The following is an 18,775-nucleotide window of genomic DNA, read 5'->3' on the forward strand; positions in this document are numbered from 1 at the left end:
GGAGACGTCATGATCGAACGCCATGTTACATTCAAGGTTATTCCCGGTAAAGAACAAGATTTTGAACGCCTCTTTATTGAAGAATATCGTCCTGCGATGTCTTCCATGCCAGGATATGTTAATGTTCATCTTCTGGTAGATAGTGAAAATCCCCAACTTTATCACATGGTAATCCGCTTCCGTTCACTTGAGGAAGCAGCAGCATGGCGCAATTCTGTGTTACATCAATCATTACAGCCTAAACTAAAGGCCTTGTATCAAGAGAGTCAGGTGCAGGTGTATGAGGTAATCGCATGAGCCCGCGCCGCGCCAGTTCTGAAGAGAAAAATAATCGCTATAATGTTCGTGTTCTCGATCGAGCCATTAATATCCTTTTGACCTTGGCAGATGGAAAACCTCGCACCCTTCAGGAGGTCAGCGATGCCATTTCGCTGAGCCCTAGCACAACTTTTCGTCTGCTGGCGACGTTGTCTTGTTATAAATTTGTGCAAAAGGATGCTTTGGGGCGCTACTCCCTAGGGCTTACCTGTTTGGAGCTTGCGCGAGCCTATTACGAAAGTAATGACCTGCGCAAGGTGGCTTTACCCGAACTCGAAGCTCTACGGGATGAGGTGAAGGAGACAGTTCACCTTGCGATTCTGGAAGGGACAGAGGTCGTTTATCTCGAGAAATTACCAGGATTGCACGCCATTGGTTTGATGGGTTCTCGGGTTGGGGGGCGGGCACCGGCTTATTGCACCGGGTTGGGGAAGGTGCTGCTGGCACATCTCAAGGCGGAAGAAATTGAGGACTTTTTGCGCAAACAACCCCTTGCTCCGTTCACCGAAAAAACAATTACCAATCCTGAAACGTTGAAATATGAATTAGAACAGATTCGAAAGAGGGGTTATGCGCTGGATCGCGGTGAGCATGAGGTAGAGGTGCGTTGTGTGGCTGCGCCAATCTTTGATATGCACGGCGCAGTCGTGGCTGCGATCAGCATTTCGGGACCGGCGGGTAGAATGGAGCCCCTTGATGCCAATCTTGGACTGATTGAAAGGGCCTGTCAGGCTGCACGGGCAATTTCCGAAAAACTGGGCTTTCGGTCCAGAGCATGATTTCCCTTGGAATTCTAAAAAACACGAGTGAGGCGAAATATGCGCAGGATAATCAACTCGAGAAATGTCCAAATTGACCCCGAAGTATTAAAAGGTTTTAAGGATTTATTGAAAATTTATAGTCCTTCGTGCGTGGTGGCTGATGCGCAGGAGCGGTATGGTGTTATGCACTCATACTTGCGTCCGTTGAGTCGCGAAACGCGGTTCGTAGGTCCGGCGCTGACGGTGCGCTTGGAACCGGGCAATCAGGTGGATTGTTTGGATGCGTTAGCGGTAGCCGAGGCGGGAGATGTGATTGTAGTTGATGCCGCTGGTGAGACCGAAACATCTGTTTGGGGTGGGTTGATGGCCGGATTATGCAAAATGAAAGGTGTAGTTGGTGCGGTGGTGGATGGCGCCATCCGTGATACTGATGAAATTCGCGATTTGGGGTTCTATATTTTCTCTAAAGCCATTGTACCTCGTTCGACTCATTCACCATTCTCTGGTCGTCTCGAACCTATTGAAATCAATGTCCCTATCCAATGCGGGGGCGTACTGGTTCGACCGGGTGATTTGATCCTAGGCGATGAAATTGGTGTGGTGGTCATTCCGTTCGAAAGGGCAGCTGAAACACTCGAAAAAGCGCGTGCCCAGGCCGAGAAAGAGGAGCGCACACGGGAACGGATTCGGCAAGGGAAAACTGTTGAAGAATTGCTTGCAGAATTTGGTCGTCTCTAAGATTTTGATGTGAATTAGGAGGAAGAAATGAACATGTCCAAGCGATCGCGGGTTGAAAAATTGCAACGCTTGATGCAAAAGAGGACCTGAGTGCCATTATCTGCCGCCTACCGGAGAATGTGGTCTATATCACAGACTATTGGCCACATCATGGCATTTCGGTTGTACTTCTTCCACGTGAAGGACTACCTGTACTCTTCGTTCCCGAGGTTGAACAGGAGTACACCCAACCGGAATGGGCAGAGGTAGTTCCGTTTGGATGGGGGTTGCTCAAAGATAGAGACCTCTACGAAAATTATCGCGAGTTGATCGCCTCAAAAGTGGCGTCTTGGGGGCTTAAGGGTAAAAAGGTCGGTGCTGAACTCTCTTTTGAGGTCGTTGCCCCTAGTTATCGGATTGCCGAGCCTGTAGTTCCCTCAGGGCCATGGCAAGCACTTCTGCACTTCTTGTTTGAAGACGCAAGTCTTGTAGATGCTGCGCCGTTATTGCTCCAATCGCGTGCGGTTAAGACGGAATACGAAATCGAAAAATTGCGTATAGCCAATAGAATTGCTAAGTTAGGAATCAACGAAGCACTCTCAAACCTCAAGCCAGGCCAAACCGAAACCGATGGGAACCCCGATTCTAATAACTATTTTGAGTGCACTTATGGTTAACTTGAGATTTTTGATGTATAGTGCCTCTTTGGCTCCCCATTTTCAGAAGCTCTCACCTCGTTGGAAAATTTTACTTGCCTATCTATTAAGCGACCAAGCATATGCTGTATCTATTTCCTATCTAGAAAATCCCTCTACCCAAAAAACAGGGCACTGGTATTTTTTAGGAGCAGCCATTGCCATGTGGTTAACTTGGCAAGGAAGCTTATTCTTGGGAATGGTAGTGGGGGTGAACATACCCCCGGCTTGGTCTCTGGATTTCACTGTGCCATTAACATTTTTAGCGCTTGCAGTACCCACTGTTAAGGACAAATCAACCCTGTTTTCTGCACTCGCGGCTAGTTTGGCTGCCTTACTGATGAATGGGCTTCCATTCAAAATTGGAGTTGTTATTGCTGCGATAATCGGGATTGGCATTGGCGCTATGGTGGACGAATGAAGGTCATCATGAGAGTTATGGAGGTCATCATGAGAGTTTGGGTGATCATGTTAGCTCTGGGGATAGGCACGTTTTTTATTCGTTTTTCGTTGATTGGACTTTTGGGGAAGGTTCGGATTCCACAGCGCATGGAGAAGGCTTTTCGTTTTATCCTGGCATCTATGTTATCTGCGTTGGTAATTTCCCAATTGACTTCCTATGCGTCGTCGGCGCCATCGCCTTTGACAAACTCGTACTACTTGGCGGCATTCATTGCCTGTGGTGTGGCGTGGAAAACACGCAATACGTTGTTGACTGTGTTTGTGGGTATGGTAGTACTGTGGTTACTGAGAGCAATTGGAGTGTAATGATTGGGGAAATGCATTGAGGTTATTGAAACAACAAGATATCGTTTCAACTCCTTTGTTTGGAAACGCCATGAGATGAACGCTGCTGCCAAGGCAACTATCTATCGTAGAGGCGCAGTTGAAACGAAAAGCCGTACAAAGGTAGCCACCTTGATCATCGCTTAACCCCGGTCAGGGCAATCCCCTGGATAAAATACCTTTGGGCAAAGAAGAATACCAGAAGCAAGGGGAGAATACTGACAAATGCACCGGCCATCAGAACGGTGAACTTTCCGCCTAATACCATTTGCTGTTGGAAAAATGCTAACCCTACCGTTAATGTCGTGTTGGGCGCCGCGGGCATGTAGATTAGCGGGTGAAGCAAGTCATTCCAAGCACCCTGGAAGGTGAAAATTGCCAGAGCTGCCAGGGCGGGTTTGGCTAATGGGAGATAAACGCGCCAGAATATTTGAAGAAGCGAAGCGCCATCTACACGTGCCGCATCCACCAAGTCGCGGGGGATGGTGAGGAAATACTGCCGAATCAGAAAAGTGCCAAATGCGCCGCCCCAGAAGGCCGGCAACCAAATCGGGACACTAGTGCCAGTCAAACCCAGCCATTTAAAGATAATAAAATTAGGGATTAATGTGACGTGAAATGGGATGAGCAAGGTGGCAAGCAATGCAGCGAAAAGGACTTCTCGTCCCTTGAACTTGACCACTGCAAAACAAAATGCGGCCATTGAGCAGGTAAGTAACTGTCCAACGGTTACAAGCAATGAAATCACTGTGCTATTCATGAACATCAAAGGAAAATTCAGATCAACATTAAATAGACTGCGATAGTTGTCCAATGTGACTGGATTAGGGATCAGGGTCATAGTGAATTGATCAGCTGGGCGCTTAAATGAGGTAGCAATCATCCACAAGAAAGGGGTTACCATTATAACGGCGCCCAACGAAAGCAGAAGGTAGGTCACGCCATCTAGTACTATTTTCTCAATTCTTTTATTGCTCATTATTGCCTCGCAAGTTACTCGCAAGTTATTCGTAAACGACAAATTTTTTCTCTGCCCACAAATAGACCGCCATGAGTACAGCCACGATTAATGTGAGTTCAATGGCTTGAGCGCTGGCCACACCATATTTGTTGAAGTGCCAGGCGTTACGGTAAATCGAAAACACCACCACCGGAATCGAACTGTCTCCCTGTCCTCTCCGCGTTAGCATGTAAATATAGTCAAAGGCTTGAAAGGCGTTTATGGTAGAAATTAGGGTTTGGAAGAAAATGCTCGGCGTGATCAAGGGTAGGGTAATTCTAAAGAACTGCTGAAAGCGATTCGCCCCATCGATTTCTGAGGCCTCATAGTATTCTTTAGGAATCGCCGTGAGTCCTGCCAAAAAAATGATCATCCCTTCGCCAATAGCCCCCCAAATGTTTACAATCACAACTGAAAGCATGGCGTGATCGGTGCACAACCAGCATACTGGCTGCATCCCTAATTGTTTAAGGACGAAATTCAAAACTCCCGTGTCCTTACCATAAATCATGTTCCAGACCAATGCCGTGGCGACGGCAGAGGTTACTACTGGTAAATAGTACATAGTTCGATATAGCGAGACTCCCTTGATTGCCCGATTCATCAACACCGCGATCAACAAAGAGATGATAACGACTCCTGGAACATAAAGCATCGCAAATTGTGCGGTATTTGCCAATGCTCGTAAAAACCGCTTATCTGTAAATAAGGTCATGTAGTTGCTAAGCCCCACCCACTTTGGAGAGGTGAACAGATCCCATTCGGTAAAAGAAAGACCGAGCGTGGCCAGTAATGCGCCAAAGGCACTGAAGACCAAACCAAAGAGGGTAGGGGCTAAGAGGATCCACAACCATATCTTTTCTCGACCAAGGGGCTTGATCCCTGCTTCCATAAAATAATCTCCTGGCTAAGTGAATGGAGGGGTCTCCTCAAGAAGGAAACCCCTCCTTTTTTATTGAAAATTCTTATGGATTGTATTGTTTTAAGACCTCATCGGCTTGGGGAATGATCTCATCCAGAATGGCGTTTAGATCAGCCTCTTCACCCGCCCAAATTGGTGCCATGCCATCACCAATGACCGAAGCCCACTCATCATAACCCTTGAAGACCGGCTTCATGTGGGCAAATTCAAGCGAGTCGAGGAATACTTTATGGTTAATCTTAATCTTCTGCTCCAGGAAAGCCGGGCTCTCTGCGACTGACTTGAGCACCGGGCAGGCAAACCCGAGTTCTGCCAGACGCGTTTGGGCAGATGGACTGATCACAAATTCGAGGAACTTCCACGCTGCATCAGGGTTCTTCGAGGCTTTTGCGATGACAAATCCTGCACTGTTGACGCTAGTTGCTCGACCGGCTGGGCCAACAGGCATGGGCACAACGTCAAAGTTCAGGCCAGCTTCTGCATATCCTGGTACAGCCCAGTGACCGATTGTGGTCATTGCTGCCTTACCGGCCTGGAAGAGATCACCACCGTATTGGGCCGCAGTGGTGGAATCGGGCATGGATTTATCCACAAACATCATGTCGTAGATAAATTGCCAAGCCTTGCGGGCTTCGGGGCTGCCAATGAGCGTTTTAGTATGATCCGGGCTGATGATGTCACCGCCAAACGCCCAGATTGCCTCACTCCAAAACAGTTCCATATCCCACAGATCAGTGGCGTAGCCATATTGATCAATGACCCCATCTTTATCCTTATCGATCGTGAGTGCTTTGGCAGTAGCGCGAAAATCATCATAGGTCCAATCAGGAGAGGGGTAAGGAACGCCTGCGGCATCAAACATATCTTTGTTATAAAAGACAACAATGGTCTGAAAGTCGCGCGGAAGGCCAAAATAGCCCTCAGCAGTTTGATAGGCCTTCAAGGTCTGAGGATAGACATCGTCGAGTACATGAGGATTGGCATCGAGATAGGGCTGCAAATTGAGCAATACCCCGCGGGTTTGATAGTCTAAGTAATAGGGAGCATCAATGGCGAAGATATCCGGGGAGTCCCTGCTGCCAAAAGAGTTTTCAGTTTTGTCCAGTACGATTCCCATTCAGAGACTTCAACGCTCACGTTAATATTGGGGTTGGCGGATTGAAAATCGGCCACAATTTGTTTCCAGATATCTAATTCCTCGGGGGCACCCCACATCATCATCCGCAATTCGACTTTTCCCTCGGAGGGGGGAGACGTTGCTTCAATGGGTGCTGAGGTGGGCGAGGCTTGTGCTGGCATAGCCGTTGGTGCGCTTCCAGCGCAAGCGCTCAAAATCACAGCTAGTGCTAGGAGAAGGGTCAGGAACAGGGCAGTCTTTCTCATGGTTTCCTCCATTCCATTGGTTTAGAAAAGAATCGGGATTTTATATGATAGAAGCGAGCAGCTAATGTCTTTGAATGAACCTCCTCTCTAGAGTGTATCAAGTTCAACAACAGCGCTTAAGTGGGAAGGACGATCTGGGTCCAACCCCTTGGCTAAGGCACGATAGTAAGCCATAAGTTGCAATACGGGTAAATAGAGGACACCATACACTAATTCGGGAAGGTGGCTATGAAACTTAATGCTAACTTTGTCACCATGCTCCGCTAGAGAGAGAATCCTGGCTCCTAGACTTTGCATTTCCTCCAAAACAGCCCATTCGTGTGGGAAATTTAATTCGGATAGCAGACCCACAACAACGGTATGACCCCCAACCATGGACATTGGGCCATGGCGGAATTCCAGGAAATGGAAAGGTTCACTGTGGGTAAGGGTCATTTCTTTCATTTTTAGGCTAACTTCACAGGCAAGCCCGTATTGAATACCACTGCCCAAGAAGTAAAAACGATCAAAATTCAAATTTTCGCCTACTTCCTGAGCCAGAGAAGCGTAGGATCTTAGTAATGTTTGCCCTTTCTCAGCTAATTGGTACATGGCTGAGCGCTCGCTGTGATACTCCCCGGCGAGCAGGCTTGTGGCAACAGCCGCAACATACATTGAAGCGAAGGAGCGAGTCTGGGCGATACTTTTTTCCTGGCCTTTTTCAATGATTAACGAAAGGTCGGCCAACCGGGGTAGCGGGCGATCGGCATAATTAGTGATGACCAATACCTTGCCGCGATGATGGGTTTTGAAGCGTTCAACGGCACGCAGGGTTTCAGTGGTGGTGCCAGATCGGCTAATGGCAATCAATAAGGTGGACTCAACGTGGTTGCTTGGTAGAATTGTTCTTTCGTTGAGCAACAGCTCGCCCGCGGGGGCGGCCCGAGCAATACGGCCAGTACATTCTTGGAAAAGGGCTGCGGCGGCCTGTGAAAGGTAGTACGTAGAACCACATCCAGTAAAAATTACTTGGCTGTAGTGGTGGCTGAAAAGGGTGGTCAGGTCAGTGCGAGAGCGCTCGACAACATCGAGTGCCTCAACCCAGGCTTCAGTTTGCGTCGTTATTTCGTGATACGTAAAATCACCCGGCTTCATAGAACTCCCTTTGTGGTCAAAGATTTTCAGGAATTGCAACCACTAAGAGTGATTGCTCGAACTCAATATGAAGAACAGGGTTTTCCCCATGAATGACCCCAACATTACGACCATTGACGTAATCCACTAACCGATATGACTTGGCTTCTAAGCCTCTGAACTCGACTTCCCCCTTGAAAATGGGTGCAAAGAAAGCGTAATAAAAGCGATGTCCTTTACGGATAACATGGCTTTCCGGATAATCAAAAGCCATATCGTAAAGATTGAGATATTCACCCTCAGCGAGTCGGTGTTCATGGTAAATTTGAAACCATTTCCCCCACACCCCTTCCTTTCCTGAGGTAAGCAACCAAACTTCCCGCAACCGGGCCAGGATTTCAGGCCGTTCAGGCCAGACGAATTTTGTACCGGGTACTCCGCCCACACCAATTTGAGAAGCAAAATCCTCACCGCCGTCCGTGAGTTCAACATGATCAGCAAATACTGCGGCTTGAGGTCCCATGAGCGCCTTATAAAATTTTATCCTTTGGCGTACCTGATAACTGGAGGTTGGATCTGCGGTGACCGTTTGCGTAGCAGCAGGGATGAGGTCGAAAGTGAGAGGTGTCCCACACGGGCAGATTTGGATCACAGCCTGTTGCCGTAACCGCCGACTTTCGGTGAGAATTTGGCGATAAAGTATACCGAAAGCCTGAACTGATTCTTCTGATCTTTGATGACCATGAGTCAGGTTGTAGCATTGGGCCATCGTGTAAATATTATCCAATTTGAAGCCATCAAATCCCCATTCACCGATAAAGCGTTCGACCAGTTTGAGAGTGTAATTTTGAACCTCGGGTAAAGCGGGGCAAAGCATTGCCAAATGGCGATTGTTACGAGCAATAGTGCCGTCAGAATTCAGCACGACCCAATCAGGGTGCTCTAAGAGAACTCGAGAATAGCCGTAGGTTAATGTGTCCCATTGTCCATGCCCATCCTCAGCGCAAAGCGGATACCACCATAATTGGGCCTTTAACCCTGCCTGGTGGATCCTTTCCACCAGTTTTTTCATTTCCTCGTCCCCGCCCGGGAAGGTATCTTGCCGCGGGTTCCAATCTCCGTAATGATCAAACCACCGGTCGTCCAGCGTCACCCAGCGAATTCCCAAACGGGTGAGCATGGGTAATACCCCTTCGATTTCTTCCGGACGAACATCAAATTCGTAGCCCCATGAACACCAAGCCGGTTCATAATCTTCGGTTGAGGGCTGGGCTGGTGCAACACCTCGTAATTTCATCATTTCGCGATAACGCGCTAAGGGCTCAAAAAAATCACCGTGGTGAATCATCAGCACGGTATACAAACCATCCAAACTATTTCCTGGTTCAAGACGGGTGTTGCCTCGCCATTGTAAGGATGCAATGATCTGGTCGGCGCTGGCTTCAACAGGCATATACCAGGGTTGAGATGCGGTTTCAAGATGTCCCAGTGCAATTCCCAAGTCAGGGGTCCAAAAATCCACCAAGGGGATACCACCCCCTTCACCATCCTGAAAGTGTCCAAGAAAGTTGTCTCTATAAAAGGTTGATGGTAGTTCAAACGCGAAATCCTGCCCCCATTGAACTGCAGCGCCCTGAAACGTCCACACACTTTGAGAAGAGGGACGCGGAATTGACATCCGGGGAAGACTTAGGCGATTAATCTCTATTGGAAGATCACCGCGATTTTCGAACCTCCAATGTAAAAAGACGGTATCGTACCATCGGGGAAAATGATCGATATTGATGATGAGGATTAAATCACACTTATATGTTGCCTTAACCGAATAACGAAACCCTTTCCCTAGCGAAGAGAAAAGGTCTACAGGACCTTGGAAGGCAGTTTTTACTGGTGAATCTAAAGGGATTTGATTATAGAGTTCTACCAAAGGGAAGAGTTGGCTGACCAACTTCTCGTTATGAAACAGAGAAATTGCAGCCCGCTCATCGAAAACTAAGTTCAAAGTACCAAATTTTAAGACCATACCCATATTTTTCTTTCCATGGTTTGCTCACTTAATTGCGCCAGCAGTTAAACCTCGGATAATGAAACGCTGGAAGAGCAATGCTAAAAACACGGGGGGTAAACTGGCTAATACTCCTGCTGCTGCAATTTTCAGATACTCAAGCCCAAGTTTGGTACTGAACTCCCCGATTAAGACAGGTAGAGTTTTAGCATTAATGTTCGTATAGATAAAGGCATAGAGATATTCATTCCATGATGCAATAAAGGCAAAGATCATTACGCTTACTAATCCAGGTCCAGAAAGGGGAAGGACGATTCGAAATAGTGCATCAAAATACGTGCATCCATCAATGCGGGCAGCATCCTCTAATTCCGAAGGAATAGAGGCAAAATAACTGCGCATTAACCAGATAACCAAGGGCAAAGCAATGCTTAAATCTACGATAATGAGACCAAGGTGGGTATCCAGCAATTTTGCCTGGCGCATGATTACATAAAGAGGGATGACCAGGATAATGGGGGGGATCAGTTGAATGGACATCATGGTCAGGACCATCCCCTGATTGCCGCGAAAGCGCAACCGGGCAATGGCATAAGCCGCAAAAACTCCCAAGACAGTTGCAATACTCATCGTGCTCAATGAGATAATTACGGAATTGGTTAGGGACTTTATGAAAAGCCGAACGTTAACGCTTTCTTCCCCGTACTCAAAAAAGAGCGAACGATAATTTTCTAATGTAGGTCGAGAGGGGATCCAACGCAGAGGCACGGTTAGCAAATCAATTTTGGAGGAGAAGGATGAAATAATCAGCCACAAATAGGGAGCAATAGTCCACACTACAATTGTTAAAACCAGAATGTAGAGCAAGAGCCTGGGCATAAACCGCTTTAAAAAGACTCGCATACTACATCTCCACAACACGGTGGTATGCCGAGCGAATATAGAAAACCGCCGGAATGAGAATAACCAAACTGGTCAAGTAAGCCATAGCGGCACCGTACCCAAAGCGTAACGACCGAAAGGTTGTTGCGTAGACTCTTAAGGTGGTCAATTCCGTGGTACTGAAAGGCCCACCACCTGTCGTCACGTAAACAAGTTCGAAGGTCTGAAAGCCCCAGATAAACTGCAACATTGCTGCAACCATGAGCACAGGGCTGATAAGAGGAAGAGTGATATGGCAAAACGAACGCCAGGCCGATGCGCCGTCCACACGGGCTGCTTCATAGAGATCCTCTGGAATAGCCTGGAGTGCCGCCAGGACCAGGATGGCTGTAAAGGGTGTTTCTTTCCAAACATTTGCAAGAATGATCAAGATCGTTGCCCAGGTTGGATCGGCCAGCCAAACACGATAACCTTCAATGATATGCAGTTGGGTGAGTAAGGCATTCAACGCCCCATAATCGGCGTTATAGATCCATTTCCACATGGCTGCATTGACAATTGAAGGCATCGCCCATGGCAATATCATCAAACCGCGCACAAAGCCCCGTCCCACGAAGCGTTGATTTAGGACCAGGGCAATGCTTACTCCAAGGATTACCTCCATAATGACTGAAGTTAGGCTAAAGCGGAAGGTAACCCAAAGCGAGTTAAGATAACGCGAATCGCGTAGCAGGGTTAGGTAATTCTTAAAACCGATAAAAGCATCGTATTGTGGGCGCGAAAGATCCTTTTGATGAAGACTAAGCCAGAAGGAACTAACGATTGGGACTAAAACCACCGCTAGTATGGCCACCAATGCTGGCAAAGTGAGTAATAGGCCTAATAGTTGTGGGTTGTCTGCTAGAGGGCGTGAGCGTAATTTCATCGGCATAGTCAGTGTGTTCGCCCTTGGAGCTGGGGGGACATGATGCCTAATCATCTTGTCCCCCCATTTCATTTGATTAGGGTTGACACTCAAACTGGGCCAATCCTTTGGCCATGTTATCTAACGCTTGCTGGGCGGTTTGTTCGCCCGCCAAGGCTTTATGAATCTCGGCGATGGTCACATCCACAAAGTCGCCATACCAAGTTAACTTGGAAAGACCTCGCGCCGTAGACAACTGTGCTTGGAAATCGGCCCAGAAGGGATATTTGGCCAGAAGGTCAGGATCGGTATAGAGGTCGGTCCAGATGGGCAATAGACCGATTTCCTGAGCAAGAATTTTATTCGTCTCGCGGCTGGTCATGAACTGGATGAACTTCCAGGCTGCTTCTTTATGTTTAGAGTTTACCGGAATGGCATAGGCTTCAGGTAGAGTAAGGGTTGCGCTTAAGTCGGGAGTGGCACCAGGCACAAGGCCAACTTTAACTTGACCCGCAACTTTTGAAATGTTGGGATCCTGGGTATAAGCCATTAAGCCCGCGATACCCTGAGGCAGGAATAGTGTATCACCCTTGAGAAAAGCATCTTGAGCAGTGGCTTGGTCGTAAGTTAAGCCTGCAGGGTTAGCCACACCTTCTTTAAGCGCGTCAATCATAAATTGAAGGGCTGCCAGCGTGTTAGGATCTTTGTTAAACTCGAAACACCCTTGTTCGTCAACAATTTTGCCGCCGAAGGTATAGGTCCAGAAATGGAATTCGTTAGCCAGTGCCCATTCTTGATTCCAAGATGGCGCCATGCCATATTGGACCACGCCCTTATCCTTGGCAGCCAGACTCATCTCTTTAAATTCTTGCCAGGTGCGAGGGGGTTGGGTATAACCGGCAGTTTCTAACTTGGCGGCGTTGTAATAGAAGAAACGCGTGTCATTGTTCCAAACCACGCCGTAAAGTTTTCCGTCCGGGCAGGAGAAGAGATCTACTAGGCCAGGGATCATGCCTTGGGTAAATCCCTCAGGCATGAAATCATTGAGGGGGGTAACCCATCCTGCCCCACACCACTCAGCCACCCAGCCATTATCGAATTCCACCACATCATAAGCGCTACCCCTTGTTGCCATTTCAGGGATCACGCGGTCGGCAACCGAATCCCAGTCGCTCTGAATCAATTCGACTTTAATCCCGGTTGTTTTTTCAAATTCGCGAACACGGGCCTCAAAGGCGCCGACGATATCGGCCTCGTGACGGGGAAAGATTACCGTGATTTTTTCCTGAGCGGGTTGAGGAGACGCCGTAGGCGGTGTGGTGGGCTCGGCAATTGCTGAGGTCGGAGCTGGAGCGGTAGGGGTGGGGGTAGCAGCTGGAGCACATGCTGAGAGGGCTACCATAAACACCAAAACAAGAATCATAAGCAAATACAAGGGATTGCGTTTCATCTTCATCTCTCCTTCCTGAAAAGACAAGATCGGGTAAGTGTTGTCTGGGTTGTGAGTCAGGGTAAAGTTTGGATTCCAAGCACCTCCTGGGCATTTTGGTAATAAACCTTAGCCAGCACCTCATCAGGGAGGTAAAGGCCATAGATAAACCAGCGCCCTTGGAGAGGGACATCTCCGGGGTTGTAGTTAAAGTATTCATCATCAGTTTCTAAGAAGCGGTAATAAATGCGATAGGCCTCTAAATCGGGGCCTAGATCACTACCGAAAAGGATGCGATCTTGATATTGGATAAAGAAACGTCGGGCCGAATACGGTTGTCGTCCAAGTTCGCCAATTCGCGCAGCAATATCAATGTAATAATTGGGACAATCGTCGAGCATCTTACTTACCCAGGCAAGGTTTTCGGCATAACAGCCAACATGAGCACCAATGAATAGCGTGCGTGGGTGCGCTTTGACTAAACGATAAAAGGCTTCTAAAATCTCGGTAAATGGCGGGTAAGGGGGGCTGGTAAAGACCCAATCTGGATGCTGATGGAGTTCTTCCCAGCGTTCATTCGTTTCGTCAACGGGATCAAAAAAGGCTACCGGATCGGCAACGTGGATAATCACCGGAAGCTTTAAATCCGCTGCTGTTTCCCAGAGGATATCTAGCCGTGGATCGTCTACTTTGACCAAATTTCCTTCGTGATCGCGTACTTGAAGGCCGAAAAGTTTCCATATTTTAAGACCGTCAGCCCCCCATTCTTTTTGGACTCGCAGCCGTTCGGCTGCCCAATCTGGAAAACGGTTGCCCAATTCTGACCACTTACTCCAATCCACACCCCCGAAGACGCGAAATCGTTCTGGAGCACGGGCTTTGAGAAGGTCGAGGTGGAGGGTAAGTACATTTTCACCCCAACCGCCATCCAAATCAACATAAATGCGCACGCCTGCTTCATCCAAAATATCTAACAATTGAGAGAGGGGTTTCTTGTCCCAACCGCCACCAAACGGCTCGGTCAGGTGGTTGTGAGCATCAATGACCGGATAACCAGGGTAAAGGACCGATGTAACTTTGGTCACCAATTTGGGGCGAGGACGGTAGTTTTCCAGAAGCATTTCCATCTACTCCACATCAATCTTGGTAAATTGAGGCAAGTATGCGCGATTTTGGACAAACATTTCCTTGACCATGGTTTTGATTTCCTCCATGGAAAGAACTGCAGCAGTCAGGGGGTCGTGGAGGCAGGCCTGCATTACCAAACGAGCATTTCCAGTTAGTGCGGCTTCAATAGCCATCTCTTCCACCATGACATTGGTGTGAATTAGCGCGACCAGTTGGGGAGGCAGAGCACCCACATGGATGGGATGAAAACCCCCTTTGTCCACATAAACGGGAACTTCCACGCAAGCCCCAAAGGGTAGATTGGTAATCAGGTGAGTATTAGGCACGTTTCCGTTAAAGCCGAAGGGTTCACCTCCCATCAGCGCATTGATGATGTACGCGGCATACTCGTCACCACGTTTTAGATCTTCTGGCGTTAACTCGCGCGCTAGCTCTTCACGAACGCGGTCTTTCCAAGTAAGTTCGGTTTTTTGATATTCTTTGAGTATGTAAGCATACTCACCGGGGTTCCAACCCGTACCATGGGTGCAGTACTTTTCGATCAGGTCGGGGCGTTTGCGAAACCAGGGATTATATTCTGAGTTGTGTCCACTTGATTCGGTAGGGTAATAATCGAGATGAAGAAACATCTCGTTACGCACTTGCTCTTGGTTGTAAATCTCAGGACGTTCGATGACAGCTTTGCGAATGAGGGGATAGGCATCTTCACCATTCCATTCATATTTTAGGAAAAAGGCTTGGTGGTTTATTCCCGCACAAGTGTAAGTGATTTCATCAAAAGGGGCTCCGATCCACTCGGCCAACATTTTAGCCGTCCCTTGCACGCTGTGGCAAAGACCCGTTACCGGAATAAAGGTCTGACGTTGTAGGGCTCCACATAGCATAGCCATGGGGTTGGTGTAATTAAGCAAAACGGCTTTAGGACAAAGGCGTTCCATATCGCGAACGATTTCAAGCATGGGGGGCAGTGTGCGCAGGAAGCGAAAGATGCCGCTTGGGCCGCGGGTATCGCCAACGTTGATATCAACCCCATACTTCTTGGGTATTTCTATATCGTGGCGCCAGACATTTGTGGAACCAACGAGGATTGTGGTGAGCACTACATCAGCGTCTCTAAGGGCTTCGGTGCGATCGAGGGTTGCCTGTACGCTAGCAGGGTAGTTTCCAGCCGCAACGATTTTCCGCACCGCCCGCTCGGCAAATTCTAAGCGCTCAGCATTGATATCCATTAGCGCAAGGGTAGCGTTTTGTAAGAGAGGGAAGGTAAGGACATCCCGCACAAGGCTTGTAGTGAACTCAAGACTACCAGCGCCGATAAACGCGATCTTAGTCATTGCAACCTTCCTGTTCTGGTCAAAATAGGGGAGATTAGGAACTACTAGCGGTATGACTTAGAAATGACTGGAGAAAACGCATTGCTGGTTGAAGCATTTTTGAAAGTAAGGTACAGGACTATCGGGAATGGACTCCAATTTTGAGGGGGCGACAGGGAAGCAAGAGATGAATATGGCTCTAAACCTCACAGAGAGAGTTAATGCAAGTGATCGCTATCGAATGTGATTATACACGATTGATTATGATACATATGAAGGGAAAAATCAAGAGTTTTTGTCTTAATTTAACTCAAAAACGCGCTTTTATGGCAGCAACGCCAGGTTAATTGTGACCTGTAAAATCGGTAGATGTGGTTGTTTTTGGGTAGCGAGGCAAAATTGTGTTTAGAATTGCGCGAATTATTTCGCGCGTTTCATGCGTGGTCAATGGGCGAGAGAGGCTTAATTCGAGGACGTTACCCTCGGGTGAGAGTGTGGCTTCTGGTTGCTCTTCCGCGGAGATAATTACTACGGGTAGGTCAGCATATGCAGGGGTTTGACGTAGTTTTGCTAGCCAATCCCAACCGTGAATATCCGGCAACTCAAGATCAAGCAACACGGCATCAATGGGATATTCGGCTAAGATTTTGAAGGCTTCACCACCGCTAAGGGCACTGAATAAACGATATTCTGTATGGTCTAATTGAACAGATCGGATCGCTTTGGTTATAAATTGAACCATTGCGGGATCGTCATCAATTACGAGGATCGAATGGACGTGAGCCCCTAAGGATTTTATTGTGTCCAACAACGCGTGCCGAGAGATGGGTTTTAAGAGGTAGGAATGGATAGAACCTATTTGTGAGGCAACGTGGGGGAGGTGTATTCTGATCACCGGTAATTCATAAGGGAGACACTGAGGGGATATAGAACCGGCTTGGGATGAGATTAAAACTGCCCGCGGGTAAAGTTGCTCTATCTGGGTAGAAAACGTATTCATCCAAAGTCTGGCGTATGGTTTGAACCTGTTCATTATTGGGGGTGACAAACAACACAAACTTATTATCTTGTGCGGATACAGTACGATAACCACTTGGGCCTATGGGGACCGATTCCTCGTGAGGTACAGCTAGGGGAAGGGTAAAGTAAAAGCGGCTTCCTTCTCCTAGGCGACTTTCAACCCCCATTTTGCCCCCGTGTAATTCAACAAATCTCCGGCTGATATAGAGCCCCAATCCGGTACCGGATCGTCTGCGCCAGTTCTCTTCGCCGACTTGACGAAATTCGGTAAAAACTTTTGGTAAGTCTTCGGGAGCAATCCCTACACCCGTATCAATGACGTTAATGCATATCGAGTCTTCTAATTTCTCAACCCGCAACGTAACACCCCCTTGATCGGTGAAACGCAATGCATTATTGAACAAATTGAGCAATACTTGGCGAATGCGGGTGGCATCCACGAAAACGGGAGGTAAATCGGACGGGATCTCAAGTTTGATCCACAGTCCTTTTTCCTCAAACGCGCTGGATACCATTTGATGCACTTCAGTAATAATCTGATCCAGGTGGGCCTTCTCTCGAAAGAGGCTCATCTGTCGGGCGTCAATTTTACCCATGTCGAGAATGTCATTGATCAAACGCATGTTGTAGATTTCCCGGATGTCATCATATAGACCGGCGGGCCAGGTTTCTAATGGCGCATAAGTTGTTGGAGCGTTGACCATTAAATCACTAAAACCAATGATGAAATTCAACGGACTACGCAGCTCGTGACTGACCGCCAGGACAAAGTGATTGCGCGCTTCTCTTGCTTCTTCGGCTTGAGCCCGAGCGAAGGCGAGCATCTCATTGAGGCGTTCTAACTGATAATTGGCGTGGTTCATTTCTTTGAGAACACGGCTTAATTCGGCGCGATGCTCGCGTGTCTCTTCCAATAACCGGCGGGCTTCGGTGTAATGGTAGTAGGCCGAGTCAAGGGCTTCAATAAGGTTGCTTGAAAGAGCCCACCCGAAAAGGCTGATAAATGCACCCCCAATGATGAGCACCAATGTATAACCGTCTGGAACAGTAAAAAAGCGAGGAAGGGCTAAGACAATGCACACAATTCCCAAATCGGTGATAAACAGGCCAACGACCCCTAAAGTTACTATAGCAATAAGCGGTAAGAGCATGAAAAGAAAGAGGGTTGCAGGCTGATGGTATAAGTAAAAGGCAATCAGGATTCCAACACTTAACCCCAACAACCATATTACCTGGGAAAGAAGGTAGTTGCGTTCAAGTAAGTATAAACTGAGCCAAACAAGACCAACCATAAAAACGGATATAATCCAAATGCTTGGGTTGAAGGTTTGGGGAAAACCCAGGGTTGCAACGATATGCCAACATAAGTACAAGCCACCCAGCGTAAAGATTAAGTTTCGCGCCGTGGACTTGACCAGATCCGCAAAATCCGAATCTTCACCAGAGATGCTTTTGATCCAAGGCATAGCATGCTCCTAATCGAGCATATTTAGTTGGTAGAGGACGTCGAGGAGTTGTCTCTGGAGGATGGGTTTCTTGAGAAATGCTGCTGCTCCTAGTGAATAGGCTAACTCCGGTTCATCCCAAGCCGAGCAGACAAGGATTGGGATTTTGCTGGTTTTAGGGTTTAACTGTAATGCTTGGAGTACTTCCCAGCCATCCAAACGTGGCATCATGACGTCTAATATGATCAAATCCGGTTGCATCTTTCCGGCCACCTCTAAAGTTTGTTCCGGATTTGTGATCCCAACAACCTCAACCCCGGTATGGCTCAAATAACGTTCAAACATCTTCAACGCGGTAGCCTGATCGTCAATGATTAGGATTGTGCGGTGTGGGATCGGGGCAAACATTAGATTAAGGGAAACATTCCCCCTTTGCCCGGGTGGTGGATAATGTTCGTCTATCTGAATCCTCATTCGTTGTGCCCAAGCGCGAATATAATTCAGTAAATCTTTCCCTTCCTCCCGGTTAATCTCCCATTGTTCATCTGTCTCAAAATTGATGTGAATGACAGTATTGTCGGGCTGGCTCTCCAACCACAGCCCAAGACTATTCCCAGAACAAAGTTGCAACCCATAATTGACCAAACTTAATAGGATTTGCCGAAGCAGCACTCTATCGGCTAAGATGGTTATAGGGCGCGCGGGCATTTTGAGATCAAGATGAAGCTGCTCGGTTTGGAAGCGCTGGGCTAGAATTTTCTCCAAACTTCTCAATACTTCAGGAAGGTCAAGCCTTTCAAGATGAAGGACAAAATCATCTTCAGGAGAGGAGGAGGTTCCGACGGTTTCGTTTACTGTATCACCGAGGAAATAGCGCTCCCAAATGCGGGAGCTCAATGCTTGGAGCGCCCGGCTGTGATCCCGTCGGAATTGACGGTCGCCAATAAGAAGAAG

At 47.9% G+C, this 18,775-nt stretch carries 20 protein-coding genes; 6 read left to right on the plus strand and 14 right to left on the minus strand.

The genetic code is table 11. The annotated features are described in order from the left end of the window. Positions 1–9: 9 nt before the first annotated feature. From AC01YT_RS08805 to AC01YT_RS08830, 6 genes are all read left to right on the plus strand, one after another. Positions 10–297, plus strand: a complete 288-nt coding sequence (locus tag AC01YT_RS08805; RefSeq protein WP_476674638.1) for an antibiotic biosynthesis monooxygenase family protein — start codon at positions 10–12, stop codon at positions 295–297. Then, entirely contained in the window at positions 294–1,097 is an 804-nt protein-coding gene (locus AC01YT_RS08810) for an IclR family transcriptional regulator (RefSeq protein WP_476674640.1), read from the plus strand. The genes AC01YT_RS08805 and AC01YT_RS08810 overlap by 4 nt, the downstream gene beginning before the upstream one ends. 39 nt (positions 1,098–1,136) lie before the next feature. Continuing rightward, the gene (locus AC01YT_RS08815) at positions 1,137–1,817 is read left to right on the plus strand and encodes an RraA family protein (protein ID WP_476674642.1); all 681 of its coding nucleotides are present in this window, start codon (positions 1,137–1,139) and stop codon (positions 1,815–1,817) included. 86 nt (positions 1,818–1,903) lie between these two features. Further along, positions 1,904–2,473: an aminopeptidase P family N-terminal domain-containing protein gene (locus AC01YT_RS08820; protein WP_476674705.1), complete on the plus strand. Its 570-nt coding sequence runs from the start codon at positions 1,904–1,906 to the stop codon at positions 2,471–2,473. Then, a complete protein-coding gene (locus AC01YT_RS08825) occupies positions 2,466–2,912 on the plus strand; it encodes an AzlC family ABC transporter permease (protein WP_476674644.1) in 447 nt (148 codons plus the stop codon). Before AC01YT_RS08820 ends, AC01YT_RS08825 begins: the two co-directional genes overlap by 8 nt. A 29-nt stretch (positions 2,913–2,941) precedes the next feature. After that, positions 2,942–3,259: an AzlD domain-containing protein gene (locus tag AC01YT_RS08830; RefSeq protein WP_476674646.1), complete on the plus strand. Its 318-nt coding sequence runs from the start codon at positions 2,942–2,944 to the stop codon at positions 3,257–3,259. A gap of 154 nt (positions 3,260–3,413) precedes the next feature. Here the strand turns inward: AC01YT_RS08830 and AC01YT_RS08835 are convergent, their stop codons facing one another. The 14 genes from AC01YT_RS08835 to AC01YT_RS08900 all read right to left on the minus strand — a co-directional run bounded on the left by AC01YT_RS08835 (position 3,414) and on the right by AC01YT_RS08900 (position 18,718). Further along, on the minus strand, positions 3,414–4,256 hold the full coding sequence (locus AC01YT_RS08835; RefSeq protein ID WP_476674648.1) for a carbohydrate ABC transporter permease: 843 nt from the start codon (positions 4,254–4,256) through the stop codon (positions 3,414–3,416). A gap of 25 nt (positions 4,257–4,281) precedes the next feature. Further along, the gene (locus tag AC01YT_RS08840; protein ID WP_476674650.1) at positions 4,282–5,169 is read right to left on the minus strand and encodes a carbohydrate ABC transporter permease; all 888 of its coding nucleotides are present in this window, start codon (positions 5,167–5,169) and stop codon (positions 4,282–4,284) included. Between the two features lie 73 nt (positions 5,170–5,242). Continuing rightward, entirely contained in the window at positions 5,243–6,316 is a 1,074-nt protein-coding gene (locus AC01YT_RS08845; protein WP_476674652.1) for an ABC transporter substrate-binding protein, read from the minus strand. Beyond that, on the minus strand, positions 6,229–6,582 hold the full coding sequence (locus AC01YT_RS08850) for a hypothetical protein (protein WP_476674654.1): 354 nt from the start codon (positions 6,580–6,582) through the stop codon (positions 6,229–6,231). Before AC01YT_RS08850 ends, AC01YT_RS08845 begins: the two co-directional genes overlap by 88 nt. 87 nt (positions 6,583–6,669) lie before the next feature. Further along, positions 6,670–7,716 carry an SIS domain-containing protein gene (locus AC01YT_RS08855; protein ID WP_476674656.1) on the minus strand — a complete coding sequence of 349 codons (1,047 nt, stop codon included), beginning with the start codon at positions 7,714–7,716 and terminating at the stop codon, positions 6,670–6,672. Positions 7,717–7,732: 16 nt separating this feature from the next. Continuing rightward, on the minus strand, positions 7,733–9,217 hold the full coding sequence (locus AC01YT_RS08860) for a glycoside hydrolase family 36 protein (RefSeq protein WP_476674707.1): 1,485 nt from the start codon (positions 9,215–9,217) through the stop codon (positions 7,733–7,735). Between the two features lie 528 nt (positions 9,218–9,745). After that, a complete protein-coding gene (locus AC01YT_RS08865) occupies positions 9,746–10,603 on the minus strand; it encodes a carbohydrate ABC transporter permease (RefSeq protein WP_476674658.1) in 858 nt (285 codons plus the stop codon). Position 10,604: 1 nt separating this feature from the next. After that, positions 10,605–11,507, minus strand: a complete 903-nt coding sequence (locus tag AC01YT_RS08870) for a carbohydrate ABC transporter permease (RefSeq protein ID WP_476674660.1) — start codon at positions 11,505–11,507, stop codon at positions 10,605–10,607. Positions 11,508–11,583: 76 nt separating this feature from the next. Next, the gene (locus AC01YT_RS08875) at positions 11,584–12,936 is read right to left on the minus strand and encodes an extracellular solute-binding protein (protein ID WP_476674662.1); all 1,353 of its coding nucleotides are present in this window, start codon (positions 12,934–12,936) and stop codon (positions 11,584–11,586) included. Positions 12,937–12,992: 56 nt separating this feature from the next. Further along, complete coding sequence (locus AC01YT_RS08880) at positions 12,993–14,042, minus strand: amidohydrolase family protein (RefSeq protein WP_476674664.1); 1,050 nt, start codon at positions 14,040–14,042, stop codon at positions 12,993–12,995. Then, a complete protein-coding gene (melA, locus tag AC01YT_RS08885; RefSeq protein WP_476674666.1) occupies positions 14,043–15,377 on the minus strand; it encodes an alpha-galactosidase in 1,335 nt (444 codons plus the stop codon). It abuts the gene before it with no gap. A gap of 322 nt (positions 15,378–15,699) precedes the next feature. After that, positions 15,700–16,356, minus strand: a complete 657-nt coding sequence (locus tag AC01YT_RS08890) for a response regulator (RefSeq protein ID WP_476674668.1) — start codon at positions 16,354–16,356, stop codon at positions 15,700–15,702. After that, positions 16,259–17,842, minus strand: coding sequence for a sensor histidine kinase (locus AC01YT_RS08895; protein WP_476674670.1), 1,584 nt, complete (start codon positions 17,840–17,842; stop codon positions 16,259–16,261). Before AC01YT_RS08895 ends, AC01YT_RS08890 begins: the two co-directional genes overlap by 98 nt. A 9-nt stretch (positions 17,843–17,851) precedes the next feature. After that, positions 17,852–18,718 carry a response regulator gene (locus AC01YT_RS08900; protein ID WP_476674673.1) on the minus strand — a complete coding sequence of 289 codons (867 nt, stop codon included), beginning with the start codon at positions 18,716–18,718 and terminating at the stop codon, positions 17,852–17,854. Positions 18,719–18,775: the final 57 nt, after the last annotated feature.

The organism is Thermanaerothrix sp. (assembly GCF_056331585.1).